Consider the following 22,951-nt stretch of genomic DNA (forward strand, 5'->3'; position numbering starts at 1 on the left):
GGGTCCCCACCCGGCGCGACGCAGGAAGACCGCCATGCCCAGCAGCACCACAGAGGGCTCCCCCTCTGCTCCCCCGAAACTCTCCCCCGGCGCCCTCGTCGAGGTACGCGGCCAGAAATGGGTGGTCAGCGGGGTCGACCCCGGTGAGTCCTTCACCATGGTCACCCTCCAGAGCATCCAGGAGGGCCGCTACGGCGAAACCCTCGACGTGCTCTGGGAGGTCGAACCCGGACGCAGACTCCTGCCCAGCGGCTCCCTCCCCGACATCGCGGACCTCAGCCCGGACCGCCCCGAGCAGCTCGCCGCATTCCTGGACGCCGTGCGCTGGTCGGCGGTGACCTCCGCCGACGTGCGCAGCCTCCAGGCGCCCTTCCGCTCCGGCGTGGCGATCGAGGACTACCAGTTGGAGCCCGTCTCCCGCGCCCTCGGTGCCCCCCGCGTCAACCTGCTGCTCGCCGACGACGTCGGCCTGGGCAAGACCATCGAGGCCGGACTGGTCGCCCAAGAACTCCTCCTACGCAACCGCACCCAGCGGATCATGATCGTGTGCCCGGCCGGCCTGACGCTGAAGTGGAAGGAGGAGATGCAGGAGAAGTTCGGCCTGGACTTCACCATCGTCGACTCCGAGCGGGCCGCGGCCGTGCGCCGCGAGAAGGGCAGCGCCGCCAACCCCTTCAACGTCCACCGGCTCACCATCGTCAGCCTGCCCTGGCTGCGCGGCGCCAAGGCCCAACGCCTCCTGGACGAGGTCCTCCCGGCCGAAGGCCCCAGCTACCCGCGCACCTTCGACCTGCTCATCCTGGACGAGGCCCACCACGTGGCCCCGGCCGCCCCCAAGCAGGTGTACGCGGTCGACTCCCAGCAGACCAAGCTCATGCGCAAGCTGGCCCCGCACTTCACCCACCGGCTGTTCCTGTCCGCGACCCCGCACAACGGCTACCAGCAGTCCTTCACCGCGCTGCTGGAGATCCTGGACGACCAGCGCTTCGCCCGGGGCGTGGAACCCGACCGGACGGCGGTCGGCGACACCGTCGTGCGCCGTCTCAAGCGCGAGGTGGAGAACGCCGACGGCAGCCCGCGCTTCCTGGAGCGCGTCACCAAGGAACTCGCCGTCACCTACCCCGACAGCGAGCGCGAGATCCACGCCCTGCTCACCCGCTTCGCCGAGCTGCGCCGCGCCAAACTCACCACGAAGAAGGGCAGGCGCGCCACCGACCTGGTCACCCTGCTGCTCAAGAAGCGCCTCTTCTCCAGCCCGGCCGCCTTCCGGCACACCGTCGACGTCTACCGCGAGACGCTGCGCTCGCGCACCGGCGGTTCCCTGTCGGCCGCCGCCGAGGCGGACGAGGTCCCGGAGTGGATGGATGACTGGTGGGACGAGACCGCCACCTACGACGACGAGGAGCTCGCCGAGGCCGAGGACGACGCCCTGGACCGCGCCCGTCCCCTCCAGCCCGACGCCGACGAGACCGAGGAGTCGCTGCTGGAGCGGATGCGCGCCTGGGCCGCCACGCACGAGGCCCAGCCCGACGCCAAGGCCCGCAAACTCATCGACCACCTCAAGGCCATCTGCAAGCCCGACCAGCACTGGACCAACGAGCGCGTGGTGGTCTTCACCGAGTACCGCGACACCCAGGCTTGGCTGCGCTCGCTGCTGGCCCAGGCCGGGCTGGACGGCGAGCCGGTCAAGGAACTGCACGGCGGGATGGGCACCGAGGAGCGCGAGGCGCTGCGGGTGGCCTTCCAGAAGGACCCGAGCGAGCACCCGCTGCGCATCCTCCTCGCCACCGACGCCGCCAGCGAGGGCATCGACCTCCAGCGGCACTGCCACCGCCTGGTCAACTACGACATCCCCTTCAACCCCAACAAGCTGGAACAACGCATCGGCCGCATCGACCGGTACGGGCAGACCAAGCCCCCGGAGGTCTTCCACTTCGTGGGCACCGGCTGGGAGAAGGCCACCGACTCCTTCGAGGCCGACCTGGAGTTCCTGTCCCGGGTGGCCACCAAGGTCGCCCGCATGGAGGAGGACCTGGGCTCGGTCAACGCGGTGATCTCCGACGCCGTGCAGCGGCGCATGCTGGGCCAGAGCGCCGACCTGGACGCCGAGACCGCCAAGGCCGGCGGAAAGGGCCGGGTGCCCTCGGACTCCAACATCCGCGAACGGGTGCAGCGCCTGCGCCGCAACCTGGACGAGACCGTGGAGTCGCTCGCGCTGACCCCCGACCGGGTCAAGCGGGTGGTGGACACCGCCCTGGACCTGGCCCGGCAGCCGGGCCTGCGCCCGCACATCGACGAGGACGAGGAGCACGCCGCCCAGGACCTGTACGAGATCCCGGCGTTCACCGGCTCGTGGGTCAGGGCGGCCGAGGGGCTGACGGAGAAGGCCTCCCAGGGAACCCCGCAGGGCGCCGAGCCGCGCCAACTGCCGGTGACCTTCGACGCCCAGACCGCCAAGGGCCGCGACGACGTGGTGCTCGCCCACCTCAACCACCCGCTGGTGGCGCGGTCGATCGGGCTGCTGCGCACGGCGGTGTCCAACGACCGGGTGGGCCTGAACCGGGTGACGGCCGTGGTCAGCGACGACCCGGAGCTGGAGGACGTGTTGGTGGGCGCCTACTCCCGGTTCGTGCTCGTGGGCGCGGACGGGCTGCGCCTGCACGAGGAGGTGCTGCACTCGGGCGGGTGGCTGCCCGAGGCGGGCCGGTTCCGGCGCCTGGAGAACCTGGGCACCCTGGGCGGCATCCTCAACCGGGCCTTGGACGACGGTCGCCCGCTGTCGGACGCGGTGTGGAACCGCATACGGGACCGCTGGGAGCGCGCGGGCGGACGCGCGGGTCTGGAACGGGCCATCGACTGGCGTGCCGACACCCGCCTGGAGTCGCTCAGGCGCGTGCTCAAGGAGCGCGAGGAGAACGAGCGCGCCCGGGTCACGGGCGTGCTGGACCAGTTCGCCGCGTCGCTGCGTGAGGCGCTGGCCTCCGATGACGACGAGGACGCGCTGTTCGGGCGGTCCCAGACCCAGACCAAGGAAGAACGTGAGCAGTACCGGAAGGACAGGATGAAGTGGCAGGAGCGGCTCGCCGCCCTGGACGGTGAGCGCGAGCGCGAGCTGGCGGCCATCGCCGAGCGCTACGCGAAGCAGGACCCGCACACCTTCCCCGTCGCCGTCGTCTTCGTCGTTCCCCGCAAGGAGGCCGTCCGATGAGCAACCCCCGATCCCGCGGCAAGCGTTCCGCGGCTGACGACTCCCGCCAGCAGCACCTGAACTGGCTGGGGCTGGTGGAGGTCAGCGGCCCCTTCCTGACCCTGCCGGTGCTGCGCGAGGTCTGGCCCGTCAAGCTCGACCCTCTGGAGCCGGAGCAGAGGAGGGAGCTGCGCCGGGCCGCCACGCTCTGGCGCGACGCGACCGCTCCGACCGGCAAGCACCGCGAGGCCGGGCGGGACGCCTGGGTGGAGTACGTGCTCAGGGACCTGCTGGACTGGCGCGAGACCCTGCGCACCGACGGCCTGGAGCCGCTGGCCATGGAGGTGGCCGAGCACGACACCGCCGTGACGCCGTCGTTCGTGCTCACCGAGCCCGACGCCGAACCGGAGGGTGAGGTCAAGGCCGACAGCGTCCGGCTGCTGGGGCTGACCCTGCCGGTGGGACAGTCCCCGGTGCAGCGGGTCAAGGGCGAGTCCTGGTCGGCCCCCCCCGCCGACCGACTGGCGCAGCTGTGCCGCCACCACGGGGTGGAGCTGGGCCTGGCCACCGACGGGCGCTGGTGGGTGCTGGTGTGGGCGCCGCGCGGCGGGGTCACCACCACCGCGCTGTTCGACGCCTCGCTGTGGACGGACGCCGCCGAGCGTGACGTGCTGCACGCGTTCTACTCGCTGCTCAACCGGCGTCGGTTCTTCACCGTGGCCGACGACAAGCAGCTGGTCCAGCTGCTGCACAGGAGCCTGGACTCCCAGGAGGAGGTCACCGAGGCGCTGGGCGTGCAGGTGCGCCAGGCGGTGGAACTGCTGGTCGCGGCGATCGGCCGGGCCGACACCCGTGCGCGCGAGCGCGGCGATCGGGACCTGAGCGGTGTGCCCGCGCACGACGTGTATCGGGGCGCGGTGTCGGTGATGATGCGGGTGGTGTTCCTGCTCTTCGCCGAGGAGCGGGGTCTGTTGCCCAGTGACAACGACCTGTACGCGGGTTCGTATTCGGCCGGCGGGCTGTACGAGGAGCTGGACGCGCTGGCCCGGGAGGGCACCGAGAACGACCTGGAGGAGACCACCGCGGCCTGGCACCGGCTGCTGGCGCTGTTCCGCGCGGTGTACGAGGGCGTGGACCATCCCCGGTTGAAGATGCACCCGCTGGACGGATCGCTCTTCAACCCCGAGACGTTCCCGTGGATGCCGCTGGACATCGACGACCGGACGGTGCTGCACATGCTCAAGGCGGTGCAGTACGTCAAGGTCGGGCGAGGGAAGGCGGCGGAGCTGCGCAAGCTCTCCTTCCGCGCCCTGGACGTGGAGCAGATCGGTTACGTGTACGAGGGTCTGCTGGCCTTCGACGGGTTCCGGGCCGAGGACATCGTGGTGGGGCTGGTCGGCAAGGAGGGCCTGGAGGCGGAGGTTCAGCTCCGGGACCTGGAGGCGATGGCCGCTCGGCACACGGACGTGGAGGCGCTGGCGGAGGAGCTGGCCACCGCGTACAAGGACTCCGGGATCGGCACGAAGAAGAAGCTGGCCAAGGCGTTGGCACCGCTGTCCAAGGAGGAGCGGACCGAGGCCGACAAGCAGCTGCGCGGCGCGGTGGGCAGGGATGACGCGTTGGTGGAGCGGCTGCTGCCGTTCTACCGGATCCTGCGCAACGACCTGCGCGGGCTGCCGATGGTGGTGCGCGGTGGGGAGCTGTACGTCACCGAGTCGGCGCTGCGGAAGAACACGGGGACGCACTACACGCCCAGGTTCCTGGCCGAGGAGGTCGTGGAGGGTGCCCTGGAGCCGCTGGTGTACGAGCCGGGGCCACTCCAGACGGCGGACACGAAGGAGTGGAAGCTCAAGAGCAGCGGGGAGATCCTCGCGCTGAAGGTCGCCGACATCGCGATGGGCTCGGCAGCGTTCCTGGTGGCTGCGGCGCGTTATCTGGGTGACCGGCTCATCGAGGCGTGGGTGAAGGAAGGGGACCCGCGCGTCGAGGGCTACACGCCGAAGGAGGGCGATCTTCGGACCGATGACGACGCAGTCGTCATCGAGGCCCGGCGGCAGGTGATCGAGCACTGCCTGTACGGAGTGGACGTCAACCCGATGGCCGTGGAGATGGCGAAGCTGTCGCTGTGGCTGGTGTCGATGGACCCGCAGAGGCCGTTCACCTTCCTGGACGACCGTTTGGCGGCCGGGGATTCGCTGCTGGGCATTACATCGCTTGAGCAGCTTGAGTACATGCACATGGACCCGAAGCAGGGTCGGAAGCTGCATGAGGACGCCGCGATCGACTTCACGGCGGGAGTGCGCGAGCTTGTCGGACGAGTTGCCGAATCCCGCCGGAAGCTGTCGGACATCGACGGCACCACCCTGGAAGGCTTGAGCCGCAAGCGCTCTGCGCTGGGTGAAGCCGAATTGGAAACCGGGCGTGCCCGTCTTCTCGCTGACTTGGTGGTGGGTGCGGCACTGGCGAACGCTGGACGGGGCGAGCGCGGCATGAACCAGGGTTTTCTGGAGGCTGCCGAGTTGGCCAGCCGCCTGGACACCGCCGAAGCCGATGCACGCATCAAGGCCAAGGAATGGCTGGACACTGACCGTCCAGAGGAAGCTTTCGAGCGCAAGCCACTGCACTGGCCTTTGGTCTTCCCTGAGGTATTTGAGAACGGCGGTTTTGACGCAGTAATTGGGAATCCCCCGTTCCTAGGCGGACAGAAGCTCACAGGGAGCCTAGGGACTGTTTACCGCGAGCACCTGGTACATAACATCGGAATGGACACCCGAGGCAGCGCCGACCTTGTAGCATACTTCCTACTGATGGCCCACCGAGTCATCAATGAGGATGGGCAATCTGGCCTTATCGCCACCAACACACTCGCGCAGGGCGATACAAGAGAAATCGGCCTAGACCAACTCATTACCAATAAGGTAACCATTCGAAAAGCAATCAAGAGCAAACCTTGGCCATCAAAGAGCGCAGCTCTAGAGTACTGCGCCACTTGGACCAGTCGAGCCAAAGTACCTCCACAAATCCCTCGCATCGCCAACGGAGTCTTGGTACCGGAAATTAGCCCCTCCCTGGAAGCAGCATCTCGTACTCAGGGAAACCCGAAAAATCTAAAGAGAAATAAAGGGATTTCATTCCAAGGAACCATCGTCCTCGGCCTGGGCTTCACAGTAGAGACAGAAGACGCCCAAGGAATGATAGAAGACGATCAGAGGAACTCAGAAGTCCTCTTCCCCTACCTCAACGGACAAGACCTCAACACAGAACCAGAATTCACAGCAAGCCGCTGGGTAATAAACTTTCACGACTGGCCAGAAGAAAAGGCACGAAGCTACGCCAAACCATTCTCCATAATCGAAAAACTAGTCAAACCGGAGCGACAGAGAAAGAAGCCCAATGGAAGCTTCAAGCTAAGGAACCCACTTCCTCAGAAGTACTGGCAATATGGAGAAAAGCGCCCGGCAATGACGAAGGCCACTTCCAGCCTTGGTCGAATTATAATTATTACTCGCCACACCAAAACAGCCATGCCCGCACTGGTACCTACAGGTCAGGTATTCAGTGACGCTACCGTGGTATTTGCGAGTGACGACACAGCCATGTTGGCTCTCTTGTCAAGTTCTCCGCACTACTGGTGGGCCAAGTCACGGGGCTCCTCCATGAAGACCGACCTCCGCTACACCCCCTCGGACGTGTTCGAGACTTTCGCGATGCCGGAACTCACTCAGGAACTCCGGGACCTCGGTGACCGTCTCGACACCTACCGCCGCGACGTGATGCTCTCCCGCAACAGCGGCCTGACGAAGACCTACAACCTGGTCTTCGACCCCACCTGCAACGACTCCGACATCGTCGAACTCCGCGCCATCCACCGCGCGATCGACGAGGCCACCATCCGCGCCTACGGCTGGGAGGACCGCATCGAGGAGGTCGGCGGACTCGACCACGGGTTCCACAAGGTCGGCCGCGAGACCCGCTACACCATCGGTCCGGCCGCGCAGCGCGAGGTTCTCGACAGCCTCCTCGAACTGAACCACGAGCGCTACGCCGAAGAGGTCAAGCAGGGCCTGCACGACAAGAAGGGCAAGCGCAAGTCCGCCGCCCAGGAAGGGACGCTGTTCGATGTCTGAGTCCAACGACGCACTCTTCCCCAACCCCAACGGCGAGCAGACCGCGCTCGACACCTCCACCACCACGGCCAAGGACACCGACTCCCCCACCGCGAAGAAGCCCACCAAGGCCGAACTCCGCGCCGCTCAGAACGCCACCCGTGACGCCGAACTCGCTGCCACGCTCGACCAGCCGCAGGAGTTCCCCGAGGCCACCTCCTTCCAGGTGCGCGGCGAACTCCAGCACTTCCTGGAGCGCGACCTCCTCGGTCCCTGGGACGGCCCCACCGAGGAGATCCCCCGGCGCTACTCCGGCCCGCGCGAGCGCTACCTCGTCGGCATGCTCGGCCCCCGCCACCAGACGCCCGTCTCCTCCCGGGACGCCGCCGACCAGCTCATGGACTCCGACGCCGAGGCCGACGGCAACGCCTCCGGCGAGGAGGCCGGTGAGCTGCCCGAGAAGACCAGCCCCCAGAACCTGGGCCACATGTGGGCCTCCACCATGGGCCTGTCCTTCTCCGTGCCCGCCGACACCACCTCCGTGCACGTGCGCGCCGCCTGGGGCCAGTACGCCCGCAAGACCGTGGAGACCGAAGAGGGCAAGAAGCGCAGCGCCTGGACGCGCGAGCCCAAGGAGTACGAGGTCGATGTCGACCTCACCCGCGGCCCCGACTTCAAGCACGGGCTGACCGACCCCGACCCCGACTCCCCCTGCGTCTACCTGGCCGTGGCCGTGCGCGAGGACCGCGACGGCCTCCCCCGCCGCACGGTCGAACTCAACCTGGTCAACAACCGCATCCCCGTCCACCCCAACGGGGACACCATGTGGCTGTTCCAGGCCCGGATGTCGGTCACCGCCCTGGACGGCGCCTCCCCCGTCTTCCTGCCCGTGGACGACCCCCTCACCGACACCTCCCCCGCCTCCGAGGACCCCGAGGAGCTGCACCTGCGGCTGCTCTACCGGGACCTACTCAAGTACGCCGACGGGCGCAACGTCGCCGTGGACGCCGAGGTGGCCGAGGGCGCGCGCCGCGCGCACCGGCTGACCACCACCTGGCTGCCGTACCACGACGTTCCCGCCACCACGGCTGCCGTGGGCGCGGGTTCGGCGCTGGCCTCGGCCCAGCTGTCCATGGACGTGCTGGCCTCGCCCGAGACCGGCACCGACGCGCTGCGCGCGGGTCTGCTGCCGCTCGCCGAGGGCTACTCCGCCTGGCTGGACGGGCGCGAGGCGGCCTCCGCCGACCTGCCCGAGGCGCTGCGCCCGACCGCCGAGACGGCCGTGTTCAAGGCCCGGCGTGCCGCCGAGCGCATCCGCGCAGGTGTCGACCTGCTCACCGACCCCGCCCATCCCCGGCACGGAGAGGCGTTGAAGGCGTTCCGGTTCGCCAACCGGGCCATGGCCGACCAGCGCCGCCACAGCGAGATCTCCCGGCTGCGCGAGGACCCCGAGGTCTCCTACGCCCAGGCGGAGAGGGCCGTGCGCGGGCGGGGCGCGTCCGCCGCGTCCTGGCGCCCCTTCCAGCTGGCGTTCGTGCTGCTCAACCTTCCGGCCATCACCGACCCCGACCACGACGAGCGGGCCGCCTCCCCCGAGGCGACCGTGGACCTTCTGTTCTTCCCCACCGGTGGTGGCAAGACCGAGGCCTACCTGGGTCTGACCGCCTTCACCTTCGCCATCCGGCGCCTCCAGGGCGTGGTGGGCACGGGCGTGGACGCCCGCGACGGCGGCGACGGGGTGGCGGTGCTCATGCGCTACACCCTGCGCCTGCTCACCGCCCAGCAGTTCCAGCGGGCCGCGGCCCTGGTGTGCGCGGCCGAGGTGCAGCGCGCCGAGGACCCCGCCACGTGGGGCGAGCGCCCCTTCCGGATCGGCCTGTGGGTGGGCGGCGGCGTCTCGCCCAACTGGTTCGGCGAGGCCGAGAAGCAGATCGCCGAGGCCCGCGAGCGGGGCCGGGGCGAGCGCGCCAACGTGCTCCAGACCCTGTCGTGCCCGTGGTGCGGCACCAAGCTCCAGGCCCACCGGGACCTGGACCCGCGCGAGGACACCCGGCGGGTACTTCTGTTCTGCGCCAACGGCGAGGGGGCGGACGCCTGCCCGTTCTCCGAGCGCCGCTCGGCGGAGGGTCTGCCCATCCTCACCGTGGACGAGGAGATCTACCGGCTCGCGCCGAGCCTGCTCATCGCCACCGTGGACAAGCTCGCGCAGCTGCCCTGGCGGGGGTTCGCCGGGATGCTGTTCGGGCGGGTGGGCCAGTACTGCCCCCGGCACGGGTACCGCCACCCCGACCTGGACGAGAAGACCGGGTGCCGGGGCCGCCACAACGCCAAGGGCGGCCTGCCCAAGGCCGAGAGCGTCCCGGTGCGGCGGCTGCGCCCGCCGGACCTGATCATCCAGGACGAGCTGCACCTGATCGCGGGGGCGCTGGGCACCACCGTGGGCCTGTTCGAGGCGGCGGTGGACGAGCTGACCTCGTGGACCACCCCATCGGGCAGGCGGACCTCGCCCAAGATCGTGGCCTCCACCGCCACCACCAAGCGCGCCCGCGAGCAGGTGCGCGGGGTGTTCGGTCGGGGCCTGGAGGTGTTCCCGCCGCAGGTGACGGAGGTGACCGACACCTTCTTCTCCACCCAGGTCGAGGTCACCCCCGCCAACCCGGGGCGGCGCTACCTGGGCGTGTGCGCGCACGGGGTGCGGCTGAAGGCCGCCGAGATCCGCCTGGCGGAGATCCTCGCGCTGGCCGGGCAGCACCTGTTCGACACCTACGGCGCCCCGGCCGACCCGTACATGACCACGGTCGGCTACTTCAACGCCACCCGCGAGCTGGCGGGCATGCGGCGGCACATGGACGACGACGTGACGGTGCGCGCCCGCAGGCACGGGACCGAGCGGGGCATGCGCAACCGGCTGAGCCGGAGCGGCCGCACGTCGATGTTCCACGTCCAGGAACTGACCTCGCGCATCTCCTCGGCCGACATCAGCGACGTGCTCAAACGCCTGGAGACCGGGTTCGACCCCGAACTGGACACCAGCGAGCGCAGGCGGGCGCTGGCCGCCGCGTGGCGGGAGGCGCGGCGGGCGTGGGAGTCGCGCTCCTCGGCCTCCCGGCAGGTGGAGCCGCACCCGATGGTGCGGCGCGAGCAGGAGCGCCACCGGGAGGGCCGCGACCCGGTGGACTCGGTGCTGGCCACCTCCATGCTCCAGGTGGGCGTGGACGTGTCCCGGTTCGGGCTGATGGTGGTGACCGGCCAGCCCAAGAACACCGCCGAGTACATCCAGGCCTCCTCCCGGGTGGGACGTGACGCCGCCCGGCCGGGCCTGGTGGTGACCCTGTACAACTGGACGCGCCCGCGCGACCTGGGCCACTTCGAGGACTTCGGGTACTACCACGCGACCTTCTACCGGCAGGTGGAGGCGCTCAGCGTCACCCCGTTCACCCGGCGGGCCCTGGACCGGGGCACCGCGGCGACGTTCGTGGCGGCGGTGCGCAACGCGGTCGAGGAGTTCTCCCGCAACGGCGACGCGCACGACGTCGACCTGGACGGGGACGCGGTGGAGGAGGTCGCCGCCCGGATGCTGGCCCGCGCCGAGTTCGTGGCGGGCGAGCGGGGCCGCGACTACCTGGCCGAGCGGATCAACAGCCTGCGCGACCACTGGAAGCGGGCCCGCACGGGTTCGACCCGGCTGGGGTACGAGCGCTCGACCAGGGAGCGCCAGCAGCTGCGCGGGCTGCTGACCAAGCCCGGCGAGGGCTCCTGGGGCGAGACCACCGTGGGCATGTCCATGCGCGAGACCGAGAACGAGATCAACCTGCTGGTGTCCGGCGGCGGCGACTTCTTCCGGCCGGTGCTCAACGAGCCGCCGTGGTCGTTCGCGCCGACGAGCGCGCGCGACGACGACACCGAGGACGACCAGACCCCGGCCCCGGCCGGGCAGGGGAAGGAGCAGGGCTGATGCACAGCGAGACGCACCGGCGCAGGGTCGGTTCGGTCCGGCCCAGCCACCTGATGTTCACCAGCGGCGTGGGATCGCTGGTGGACCTGCCCAACTTCGCGGTGCTGGTGCGCGGGCTGGACGACTGGAACCACACCCACGCCTACGGCTGGGAGCCCATCGTCGAGCCGCGCCTGCTCCGGGTGATCCAGGAACAGCCCGGCAACCACAACGTGAAGGAGCTGCGTCCGGCCCCGTGGACCGAGGGGCTGGAGCGCGATCCCGGCGGTCCCGCCGCCCGGGTGGGGGTGCCCACCACCCCGTTCCCGTCGTGGTTCCGCTGCACCGCCTGCGACGAGCTGGTCAACCTGGACTCGGGGATGCTCTCCTTCGAGAACACCAACCCGCGCAGGCCGCATGAAGCCCGGTTCGTCCACAACGTCGGCAAGCACAAGAGGGCCAAGCCGCTGGCGGTCCCGGCCCGCTTCGTGCTGGCGTGCACCGACGGCCACCTGGACGAGTTCCCCTACGTGCACTTCGTGCACCGCGGCCAGGACTGCGCCAAGGCCGAGAAGCCGTTGCTGAGGATGGAGGACCGGGGCGGCAACGTCGGCGCGAACGTGGAGCTGACCTGCGTCAACTGCGATGAGCACCGCAACATGCGCGACGCGGGCGGCGAGCGGGGCAAGGAGAACCTGCCGCTGTGCCGGGGACGCCACCCCCACCTGGGCACCTTCGACCCCGACGGGTGCGGCAAGAGTCCCAAGACCCTGGTGCTGGGCGCCTCCAACCAGTGGTTCTCGGAGCTTCTGTCGACGCTGGCGGTCCCCTCCGAGCAGGGCACCGGCGAGCTGGACTCCCTGGTGGAGAAGTTCTGGGACATGCTGGAGGAGAGCCCCAAGGACCAGTACAAGGTGCTGCGCCAGTTCGCCCCGCCCATGCGCGACCACTTCGGCAAGTGGGACGACGACACCGTGCACGAGGCGGTGGAGCGGCGCCGCGCGGTCCTGTCCGGGCAGGCCGGGGGCGATGAGGACGACGCGCCCTCGGGCCACCAGGCCCTGCGCACCGCCGAGTGGAGGGCCCTGTCGGCCGCCGACACCCACGAGCCCCACCCCGACTTCACGCTGCGCCGCCCGGACGGCGGCGTGCCCGAGGAGCTACGGGGCGTGTTCGCCGACGTGGTGCAGGCCGAGCGGCTGCGCGAGGTGCGGGTGCTGACCGGGTTCACCCGCCTGGACTCCCCCGACCTGGACGACCCGATGATGGTGCAGACGGTGCGCCTGTCGCGCGAGGCGCCCACGTGGCTTCCGGCCAGCGAGGTGCGCGGGGAGGGCGTCTTCCTGCGGGTGGGCGAGGACCTGCTCTCGGCCTGGGAGAAGCGGGTGGCCGAGAGCCACGCCCTGGAACTGCACCGGGAGGCCTACGGCACCTTCCGGGAGAAGCGCTACTCCGACCGGGTGGGGTCGGGCTTCGAGCGGATGCGGCACTGGCCGGGCGCGCGCTACGTCGCCCTGCACACCCTGTCGCACCTGCTGATCCGCACCATCGCCCTGGACTGCGGGTACAACGCGGCGAGCCTGTCCGAGCGGGTCTACGCCGGGACCGAGGACGACCCGCGCGGGGGCATCCTCATCTACACGGCGGTGCCCGACGCCGAGGGGACCCTGGGCGGGCTGGTGTCGCAGGCCGAACCGGACCGGCTGGTGTACCTGGTGCGCAAGGCGCTGCGCGGGGCCATGCGGTGCTCCTCCGACCCCCTGTGCGCCGAGCGGCTGCCGCAGGCGAACGCGGACTTCCTGCACGGGGCGGCCTGCCACGTGTGCCTGTTCGTGTCCGAGACCACCTGTGAGCGCGGCAACCGGTTCCTGGACCGCAGGTTCGTGGTCCCGGTGGGCGATCCGGACCTGGCCCTCTACCCTGAGCTTCCGTGACACATCCCTTGGAACACATGTCCTTCGAGGAGGCCGCCGCGGCGGCCTCCTCCGCCCTGGGCCCGGCCGCCCTGCGCGAGGCGGCCTCGCTGCTGGCCGACGGCTGGCCCGACCAGGCCGTCCTGGGATCGGTGCGCGACCGGGAGGCGGTGGCGCCGCTGCTGTCCTCCCGCGCCCGGGAGGGCGTGCCCGCCGCCGAGGCCGCCGCGTTCCTGCGCGGGCTGGCCTCCGGGCACGCCGCCGCGTCGGGCGCGGTGTCGGTGGAGACGGTGTGGACCGGGCCCTCCAGCCACTCGGTTCCGGTGCGCTCCACCGCCCAGGCGCTGCTGGAGGTGGTGGACGAGGCCCGTGAGGAACTGGTGCTGATGACCTACTCCGCGCGGCGGCGTGAGGACATCCGCGAGGCGCTGGCCCGGGCCGTGGAACGGGGGGTGTCGGTGTCGGCGGTGGTGGAGACCCTGGCCGGCGCCGGTGGCGCGATGAGCGGTGAGGAGCCCGGGCAGGCCTTCACCGGGATCGAGGGTGTGCGGCTGTGGCACTGGCCGACCGGGCGGCGCGGGGCCCGGGGCGCCAAGATGCACGGCAAGCTCGCCGTGGCCGACCGCCGGGTGCTGCTGGTCTCCAGCGCCAACCTCACCCAGTCGGGGGTGGCGACCAACATGGAGGCGGGGCTGCTGGTCAGGGGCGGGGCCACGCCGCGCCGGGTGGCCGAGCACGTCGCCGAACTCCAGGCGCGGGGCGTGCTCGCGCCGGTGCGCGTGGGGGGTGCGTGATGGGCGCCGGGAGCGGCGGCGGCGAGCGCGCGTCGCGGGCCCTGGTGGGTCCGGCCGACATCGCGCGGCTGGCCGGTGTGCGCAGGCCCGCGGTGAGCAACTGGCGGCGGCGCTTCGACGACTTCCCCCGCCAGGTGGACGGCACCTCCGCCAACCCGCTGTTCGCGCTGGAGGCGGTACGCGCGTGGTGCCGCGAGCACGGCAAGGCCTTCGAGGCCGACCGGACCGATCTGCTGTGGCAGCGGGTGCGCACCGAGGTCCCGGACGTGCGGCTCACGGAGTTCCTGGCCTACGCGGGGCGGCTGCTCACCGACCTGCTGCCCGTGGGATCCAGGCCGGAGGGGATCCCCGAGGAGTGGGTGGACCTGGCCGGGGAGGTCCTGGCCGGAGACGAACCCGAGCCGGTGTTCAAGGAGCTGTGCGCGCGCCTGGTCCGGGAGCGGGGCCGGGCCGAGACCCCCTCGGAGGTGGCCGCGTGGATGGCGGAGCTCGCCGGGATCGGTGAGGGCGCCAGCGTGCTCGATCCGGCGTGCGGCACGGGTGTGCTGCTGACGGCCGCGCGGCGGCGCGGCGCCTCGACCCTGCTCGGCCAGGACAGCGACCCCGACGCGCTGCACATCGCGACCGCCCTGCTGACCGTCGCGCACGGGGTGAGCGCCACGGCCGCGGGCGACTCGCTGCGCTCCCCGGAGTTCGCGCGTTCCCGGGTGGACGCCGTGCTGTGCGACCCGCCCTTCCGGGACCGCGAGTGGGGCTACGAGGAGCTCGCCGACGACCCCCGGTGGGTGTACGGGCTGCCGCCCCGGGGTGAGGGCGAACTGGCGTGGGTGCAGCACTGCCTGTCGCGGGTGCGGCCCGGCGGGCGGGTGGTGGTCCTGCTGCCCGCCTCGGTGGCCTACCGGCCGGGCGGGCGGCGGATCCGCGCGAACCTGCTGAGGGCGGGCGCGCTGCGCGCCGTGCTGGAGGTGCCCGGCGGCGCGGGCGCGGAGCCGGGACGCCACGTGTGGGTGCTGGTGCGCCCGGAGGAGGCGCGGGGCACCGGTGACGGGGTTCTGCTGGTCGGTTCGGCGGACCAGGCCGAGTCGGCTCGGGTGTGGGAGGACTTCGCCGACGGGAAGCCGGTGCCCCCCGGTCCGCACCGGATGGTGGCCGAGGTCGGCCCGCTCCTGGACGAGGAGGTGGACCTGCGGCCCTCACGGCACCTGGACGAGGCGTCCAGGAGCGGCGCCGCCGTCCGCTACCCGGCCCTGCTGGGCGAGTTCGCCGACCTCCTGGACCAGGTGCGCGCGCTCTCGCGCGCACTGGAGTTGGCGTCGGCCGGGGACACCCCCATGACCACGGTCGGCGCGTTGGTGGACGCGGGCGCCGTCGAGCTGCACCGCGCGCCGATGGCGATGGGCACCGAGAGCGGTGACGTGCCGGTGCTGACCGTGCGCGACGTGCGCTCCGGAGGCGGGCCGAGCGGCCGGTGCGACCGGGTGCCCGGACTGGTGATGCTCCGGTACGGGGACGTGGTGGTGGCCGAGACGGTCCGTGACGCGCCCGTGCGCGTGGTGGAGGAGGGCGGTACCGCGCTGGGGCCGCGCCTGCTGGCGCTGCGACCGGTGTGGGGGCGCACCGACCCGGGTTTCCTCGCCGGTGCGGTGGGGACCGAGGCCGTCTCCTCCTCCCGCACCTCCAGCGGCCGGGCCGACGTGCGCTCGCTGCGCCTGCCGGATCTGTCGCTGGAGGAGCAGCACGTCCACGCGCGCGCCTGGGAGCGTCTGGCGCACAACCGGGAACTCCTGGAACGGGTCGCGGGGCTGGGAGGGCGGCTGGCAGAGTTGGGGAGCCGGGGGCTTCGGGAAGGCGAGTTGCGACCGCGGGAGTCAGGGACATGAGCGGATCGGCGCCGGGAAAGCGCCTGTTGGAAGGACGCTACGAGCTCAACACCACGCCGCTCGGGCGCGGCGGCATGGGCGAGGTCTACGAGGGCAACGACACCCGCCTGCTCCGTGAGGTGGCGGTCAAGTTCATCCGCTTCCCCGCCGACGCCGGCGACGACGAGCGCGCCGAGATGGTGCAGCGGTTCGTGCGCGAGTCGCGGATCACCGCGGGGCTCCAGCACCCGGGCGTCCCGGCGGTCTTCGACGCGGGCGCCGACGAGGACAAGCGCCCCTACCTGGTGATGCAGCGGGTCCACGGGGTGAGCGTCACCGACCTGGTCGCCGAGCAGGAACGCCTGTCGGTGGGCTGGGCGGCGGGGATCGCGGCCCAGGTGTGCTCGGTACTGGCCGCCGCGCACCGGGCCTCACTGGTGCACCGGGACCTGAAGCCGGGCAACCTGATGCTGGAGGCGGACGGGACGGTGAAGGTCCTGGACTTCGGGCTGGCCGTGATGCTGGACCGCGGTGAGGCCTCCCAGATCACCCGGACCGGCCAGAGCCCGGGCACCCCCGAGTACATGGCGCCCGAGCAGCTGATGACGGGCAGGGCCAACCAGCGCAGCGACCTGTACGCGCTGGGCTGCGTCCTGCACGAGATGCTCACCGGGCAGCGGCTGTTCACCGCCTCCACGCCCTTCGCCGTGGCGTCCAAGCAGACCACCGAGCGTCCCGCCGATGTGCGGGACCTGTGCCCGGAGGTCCCCGGGGCGCTGGCGGAGGTGGTCACCGCCCTGTTGGAGAAGCACCCCGAGGACCGGCCCGCCGACGCGGTGGAGGTGTACGGCAGGCTGATCGGTTTCGTGGACGCGCCGGAGTCGATCCCCGGGGTGCTCCACCCGCCCTCGCGGCCCAACCCGCACCTGATGTACGGCAGGGCGCTGTCCCGGGTCATCCGCCAGACCCCGGCGGAGGGGGCCGCTCCGGCGGGCGGGGGTTCCGCCGCGGCTGGAACGGCTCGGGACGGCGGCACGGTTCCGGCCGACGGGTCGGCGGATTCCGCCGGGCGTCCCGCACCCGGGGAGGTGTCCCGGGGAGCGGAGACGACCGGGGCGTCCCCGGAGGACGGGGGGTCCGGGCCCCGGAGGGAGGACCTGCGCAGGGCACGCACCAGGGCCGCCGAACTGGTGGGTTCCGCCCGGTACCGGCAGGCCGCCGCCACGCTGCGCGAGGCCGCCGAGCGGGCCTCCTCGGTGTTCGGGCCCACCGACTCCGAGGTGGTGGAGCTGCGGCTGGAGCAGGCCAACGCCCTGTTCGAGGGCGGCAACTTCCGCCAGGCGGGGCCGCTGTACGCGGAACTGGCCCGGGACCTGGCCCGGGACGCCGGGGAGGAGGACCAGAGCCTGGTCTTCCGGTGCCGTTTCCAGGACGCCACCTGCCTGGCCATGGGCGGGGACGAGGAACCCGCCCTGAACGGTCTGGCCTCCCTGCTCGACGACGAGATCGCCGCCTACGGCCCCGAGGACCACCGGCCCCTGGAGCTGCGCCGCCAGATCGGGGTGCTCGAACTGACCCTGGGACGGTTGGCCGAAGGTGCCCGGACCCTGCGCGAGCTGCGCGCGGACCTGGTGCGCCTGCACGGCGCCGACCACCCGGCCGTCGCCCAGGTCGACGACCTGCTCAAGGAGGCTCCCTCTCCCGACTGACCCCCCACCGCCGTTCCACCCCCTCCCCCGCGCCCCTTCCCCCTCACCGACCACACGAGGTAAGCCGTGGCCCAGCTCGCCATCCACAAGGACTTCCTCACGGAGTTCGCCAAGCTCGAAAAACCCGTGCAGGACCGGGTCACCGAGGTCTTCGCCAAGTTCGACGAGGCCACCCACGCGGGCCTGCACCTGGAGAAGATCACCCACGCCCGCGACGACCGGTTCCGCACGATCCGCATCGACCAGTTCTGGCGCGGGGTGGTCCTGGCACCGGCGAAGGGCGACACCTACACCCTGCTCAAGGTGCTGCCGCACGACAAGGCCTACGAGTGGGCCAAGACGCGCAGGGCGTCGGTCAACATGGCGACCGGCGGCATCGAACTGCGCGACGTGGAGGCGATCGACTCCAGCATCCCCTACCTGGAGAAGATGGCCGGCAAGGCGCCGACCCGGCTGTTCGGACACGTCGCGGACGCCGACCTGGCACGGCTGGGGGTGGACGAGCAGACCCGGGCCTTCGCGCGCACCCTGACCGACGCCTTCCAGCTGGAGGCGGCCCAGGGGCTGCTGCCACCGGTGCAGTGGGACGTGCTGTGCGGGCTGGCCGCCGGGATGAGCCCCGAGGAGGTCTGGGACGACATGGGCGCGGCGATCGGCGCCGAGCAGATCGACCCCGAGGACCTGGACGCGGCCGTGCGGCGCAGCTCCGACCGGGTGGTGCTGGTGGAGGGCCCCGAGGAGCTGATGACGGCGCTGGCCCACCCCTTCGACCTGTGGCGGATCTACCTGCACCCGGTGCAGCGCGCGGTGGTGGAGGCCTCCTACCGGGGCCCGGCCCGGGTCAGCGGCGGCCCGGGGACCGGCAAGACCGTGGTGGCGCTGCACCGCGCCCACCAGCTGGCGAGGCGGGGCCTGGGGCCGGTGCTGCTGACCACGTTCACCTCGACCCTGGCCGAGGCGCTGGAGCGCAACCTCGCCCTGCTCGCCGAGACCACCGGGGACCCGGGGGCGGCCGAACGGGTGCGGGTGGAACACGTGGACCGGCTGGCCCACCGGGTGTTCCGGGAGGCGCACGGCAGGCCGAACCTGCTCACCCCCGACCGGGAGCGGGAGCTGTGGCGGCGGATCACCGACAGGTTGGGCGTGGACCTGTCCCCCGCGTTCCTGGCCGAGGAGTGGCGCCAGGTGGTACTGGCCCAACGCGTGGAGTCGGCCCCCGAGTACTTGCGGGCCAAGCGCACCGGGCGCGGGCGCGGGCTCGCCCCCACGCAGAAGGCCCGGGTGTGGCAGGCGGTGTGGGAGTTCCAGAGAGAACTGTCCGAACACGGGCTGTGGACGCACGAGACCGTGTGCGAGGAGGCGGCCCGGCTGCTGGCCGAGCGCCCCGAAACCGACAAGCCCTTCCGGCACGTGGTGGTGGACGAGGCCCAGGACCTGGGCGCCCACCAGTGGCGGCTGCTGCGGGCGGCCGCGCCGGAGGGCCCCGACGACATGTTCATCGCCGGGGACACCCACCAGCGCATCTACGGGCCCAGGATCACCCTGGGCGAGGTCGGGGTGGACGTGCGCGGCCGCGCCTCGAAGCTGCGGATCAACTACCGCACCACCGGCGAGATCCTCGGATGGAGCCTGGGGCTGATGCACGGCCAGGCCGTGGACGACCTGGACGGTGGACCGGAGTCACTGGCCGGGTGCCGCTCGGAGATGAGCGGCGAGAACCCGGTGGCGAAGGGGTTCGCCACCCGGGAGGCGGAGTCGGCGCACCTGAAGGAGACGGTCCGCGCCTGGCTCGACGCCGGGGTGCTGCCGGCCGAGATCGGGGTGGCGGCCCGCTCCAACCGGGCCGCGGACCAGGCCCTGCTGGCCCTGGAGGAGGCCGGGGTCCCGGCCGTGTCCCTGGCACGGGACCCGTCGGGGGACGGCGCCGGGGTGGCGGTCGGCACGATGCACCGCATGAAGGGGCTGGAGTTTCGCTGCCTGGCCGTGGTCGGCGCCGGAAGCGGCCAACTGCCCGCACCGCGAAGCGTCACACCCGAGGAGGAGGATCCCGGTGCGCACGTCCGGGACCTGCTGCGCGAACGCAGCCTGCTGTTCGTGGCGTGCACACGCGCACGCGAGCAGCTGAGCGTGAGCTGGCACCAGGAGCCCAGTCCGTTCCTGGAACCGCTGGTGAACCGGGCCTGATCGGCCCGGCGCACCCGCGCACGAAGTCCCACCGAACGGAGGAAGTCCCCCACCATGGCGAAACTGTCCCAACTCCTCGACCAGATCGACTCCGGCACGATCCTGCTCCCCGAGTTCCAGCGCGGCTACGTGTGGAACCGCGACCAGGTGCGCGGCCTGATGCGGTCGATGTACCTGTCCCACCCGGTCGGCAGCCTGCTGCTGTGGGAGACCTCCGACACCGGGGTCTCCGCTCGGGGCGGCGCCACCGGCAACGGCACCTACCTGATGCTGCTGGACGGCCAGCAGCGCATCACCTCGCTGTACGGGGTCGTCAGGGGGTGTCCGCCCGGTTTCTTCGACGGCGACGCCAAGGCGTTCACCGGCCTGTACTTCAACGTGGAGAGCGAGGAGTTCGCCTTCTACGCGCGCAACCGGATGGCCGGGGACGCGCGGTGGGTGAACGTGACCGAGCTGTTCACGAAGGGGGCGATGCACTACATGCGCCCGCTCGCGGACGCCTTCCCCGAACAGGCCGAGACCTTCCTGGACCGGCTGAACCAGCTGCGCCAGATGACGGAGAGGGAGTTCCACCAGGAGGAGATCACCGGCGCGGACAAGGACGTCGAGGAGGTCGTCGGGATCTTCAACCGGGTCAACTCCGGGGGTACCAAGCTCTCCAAGGGTGATCTGGCGCTGGCCAAGGTGTGCGCGCAGTGGCCCGACGCGCGCAGGGTGATGCGCGCGGCCATCGACCGGTGGCAGCGGACCGGGTACAAGTTCACACTGGACTGGCTGCTGCGGACCACCATGGCGGTGGCCACGGGCAAGGCCCGGTTCGAGCAGATGTCCAAGGTGAGGGCCGAGGACTTCCGCGACGCGCTGGAGCGGACGGTCGCCCACACCGACACGCTCCTGGAGGCGGTCTCGGGGAGACTGGGCCTGGACCACGACCGGGTTCTGAAGAGCCACTCCTCGCTGATCGTCGCGGTGCGGCTGCTGGAGCTCAACGGTGGCGGGTTCGACGACCGGGCGCACCGCGACAAGGTTCTGTACTGGTACATGCACTCGGCGCTGTGGGGCCGCTACAACGGTCCCACCGAGAGCACCCTGCAACGGGACTTCGACACCGCGGAGCGCAGCGGGGTCGACGGGCTGATCAAGGCGCTGGAGCGCTCCCGGAGCGGTTCCCTCAGGGTCCGCCCGCACGATTTCGAGGGGACGCAGGGATCGCGTTTCTACCCGTTGCTGTACCTGCTGGTGCGGGCCAGGGGCTCCCGCGACCTGGCGACAGGCCAGGAGCTGACCGCCGAAGCGCTCGGCTCGCACAGCCAGCTGCGGCGACACACCCTCTTCCCGACCCCGCTGCTGCGTGGGCGCGACGCGAAGGCCGACGCGATCGCCAACTTCTGCTTCCTCACGGAGCGGAACGACCTGGAGGTCGGTCGGCTGGCACCGCACGAGTACCTGGCCGAGGCCGAGGCCGCGCACCCCGGTGTGCTGGCCTCACAGTGGATCCCCACCGACTCCGCACTGTGGAGGCCGGAGCGCTACCGCGACTTCCTGGCCGCCCGACGGGAGCTGCTGGCCGAGGCCGCGCAGTCCTTCCTGGAGGGGCTGCGTCGGGGAACCGCGCCCGAGGAGAGGGAGCTGCGTCCGCTCACGGTGACGGCCGAGGAGACGGCCGACCCGCGCGGCGCCCAGGTGCGGGCACTGATCGGGGAGATGCGTGAGGCCGGATACGCGGAGCCGGAGCTGGACACGGCGATCAACGACCCCGAACGGGGCGGAGTGATCGCCGAGGCGGAGGCGTTCTGGCCGGACGGGCTCCAGCACGGGGTGGGCAGGCCGGTCGTCCTGGAACTGGACCCGGAGCGGGCCGACCTGCCCCGCCTGCAGGAACTGGGCTATGAGGTGTTCACGTCGGTGGACTCCCTGACGGGGTTCGTCAGGCGTCTGGGACAGGACTCCGCGGGCGAGCACCCGGTGGCCGAGCCGGTGCCGGAGGATGTCCCGGAGGAGGGCTTCGCGGAGGGCGGGCCCGACGCAGCGGCCTTCGGCGAGGCGATGGTGTCGGTGTACGAGCGGGCCAAGACGGAGGCGGGCTACACCGCCTCGTTCTTCCTGGGCATGCTCTCAGAGCTGGGTCCGCTGGGAACCGCACGCAGACTGCTCAACGCCCCGGCGGTCTCGGACGGGTTCTCCAACCTGTGGGAGCGGGGCCGCCTGGACCTGACGGTGGAGGCGCTGGTGCTGCGCCCTGAGTTCTCCCCCCTGTTCACCGACGAGGAGCGCGAACGGGCGCGGGGGCGCCTGGAGCAGTTCGGGTACGAGTTCCCGGACAGCTAGGGACACGGCCCCGGGGCGGGAAGGCCAGCGCTTGACCACCACCGCCCCGGGCTCCTTCCGGGAACGTGAGGACCGGGTCCGCCGACAGGGCGTACCCGGCCGCTTCCACCAGAACCTTTTCCAATCACCCCGGTGATTTTTCTCAGCACCTTGGCGAATCGGTCCCGAAGCGAAACCGCGTCGACGCAAAGGCATGCTAATATTAAATTGGAGCCACCCGAGAAATCAGGGTTATCTCGCATTTCACCCCCCGAAAGAGTCACTTTCTCATGCCTGTTTCCATCGGCGAACACCTCGCTCTCACCCCTCCGCGCCACACCCTTAAGGCAAGTGGCCAAACCTGCCGGAAGGTTTCCGCGACCGGCACTGTCCACGACTGGACCCTCAGCATCGAAGGCCATATGAGTATCACCATCCGGGACACTCATTGGGACAACGGGGAGCGGGACCTATGTCCCCTCATGCCGGACCCCATGCCCGCAGACATGCCCATGCCTCTCGCACTCCTGCATGGAAAACGCCGTGCTGGAATCCACGAAGTCCCAGGAGTCCGAGACCAGGAATGGATGTCCGTGAAAACGGTCCGGCCAGGGAAGAACGACTGGCCTTCGGCAACTTCGCCATCGCTTGCGAGCCTCGAAGAGATCTGCGGGAAAGAGCTCGTCCAGGCTGCGCTCGCGCAAGGGATTACCGGCCTTGGAAGTAAAGCAGAACTCCTGGGCGCCAAGGAGGGCGACCGCACCAGGAACGAACTTCGAGCCCTGTTCGATTCGAGCTGCCATGCGGCTCCCATCGCGCTGTACACCGTCACCCGGGTGGTCCCGACGCTGAAACACATCCGCTGGATCTGACGAGGTCCTCTCAACGGATTCGCTCTTGGGCAATGACCAAGGCCAGCGCCGCCTGCACGAGCGCTTCGATCCTGAATGGACTCCTG

Annotated in this window: 10 protein-coding genes; all 10 read left to right on the top strand. The window is 71.0% G+C overall.

The features are described 5' to 3' along the window. Positions 1–34: 34 nt before the first annotated feature. The 10 genes from drmD (at position 35) to A6A08_RS27665 (ending at position 22,865) form a co-directional block, all read left to right on the top strand. Positions 35–3,208, top strand: coding sequence for a DISARM system SNF2-like helicase DrmD (drmD, locus tag A6A08_RS16080; RefSeq protein ID WP_073703399.1), 3,174 nt, complete (start codon positions 35–37; stop codon positions 3,206–3,208). After that, a complete protein-coding gene (locus A6A08_RS16085; RefSeq protein ID WP_073703400.1) occupies positions 3,205–7,314 on the top strand; it encodes an Eco57I restriction-modification methylase domain-containing protein in 4,110 nt (1,369 codons plus the stop codon). Before drmD ends, A6A08_RS16085 begins: the two co-directional genes overlap by 4 nt. Next, a complete protein-coding gene (gene drmA / locus A6A08_RS16090; protein ID WP_073703401.1) occupies positions 7,307–11,248 on the top strand; it encodes a DISARM system helicase DrmA in 3,942 nt (1,313 codons plus the stop codon). Before A6A08_RS16085 ends, drmA begins: the two co-directional genes overlap by 8 nt. Beyond that, complete coding sequence (gene drmB / locus A6A08_RS16095; protein ID WP_073703402.1) at positions 11,248–13,161, top strand: DUF1998 domain-containing protein; 1,914 nt, start codon at positions 11,248–11,250, stop codon at positions 13,159–13,161. The genes drmA and drmB overlap by 1 nt, the downstream gene beginning before the upstream one ends. Further along, positions 13,158–13,934, top strand: a complete 777-nt coding sequence (gene drmC, locus A6A08_RS16100) for a DISARM system phospholipase D-like protein DrmC (protein ID WP_083609143.1) — start codon at positions 13,158–13,160, stop codon at positions 13,932–13,934. Before drmB ends, drmC begins: the two co-directional genes overlap by 4 nt. Then, positions 13,934–15,814 (top strand): class I SAM-dependent DNA methyltransferase, encoded by a 1,881-nt coding sequence (locus tag A6A08_RS16105; RefSeq protein ID WP_073703404.1) that lies wholly within the window; start codon positions 13,934–13,936, stop codon positions 15,812–15,814. The genes drmC and A6A08_RS16105 overlap by 1 nt, the downstream gene beginning before the upstream one ends. Next, entirely contained in the window at positions 15,811–17,502 is a 1,692-nt protein-coding gene (locus A6A08_RS16110; protein ID WP_073703405.1) for a serine/threonine-protein kinase, read from the top strand. The genes A6A08_RS16105 and A6A08_RS16110 overlap by 4 nt, the downstream gene beginning before the upstream one ends. Before the next feature lie 66 nt (positions 17,503–17,568). Continuing rightward, positions 17,569–19,686 carry a UvrD-helicase domain-containing protein gene (locus A6A08_RS16115; protein WP_073703406.1) on the top strand — a complete coding sequence of 706 codons (2,118 nt, stop codon included), beginning with the start codon at positions 17,569–17,571 and terminating at the stop codon, positions 19,684–19,686. A 54-nt stretch (positions 19,687–19,740) separates the two neighbouring features. Beyond that, positions 19,741–22,014, top strand: a complete 2,274-nt coding sequence (locus A6A08_RS16120; RefSeq protein WP_073703407.1) for a DUF262 domain-containing protein — start codon at positions 19,741–19,743, stop codon at positions 22,012–22,014. Between the two features lie 566 nt (positions 22,015–22,580). After that, positions 22,581–22,865, top strand: a complete 285-nt coding sequence (locus A6A08_RS27665; protein ID WP_143181778.1) for a hypothetical protein — start codon at positions 22,581–22,583, stop codon at positions 22,863–22,865. Positions 22,866–22,951: the final 86 nt, after the last annotated feature.

Origin of the sequence: Nocardiopsis sp. TSRI0078 (assembly GCF_001905145.1) — a bacterium.
GTDB lineage: Bacteria > Actinomycetota > Actinomycetes > Streptosporangiales > Streptosporangiaceae > Nocardiopsis.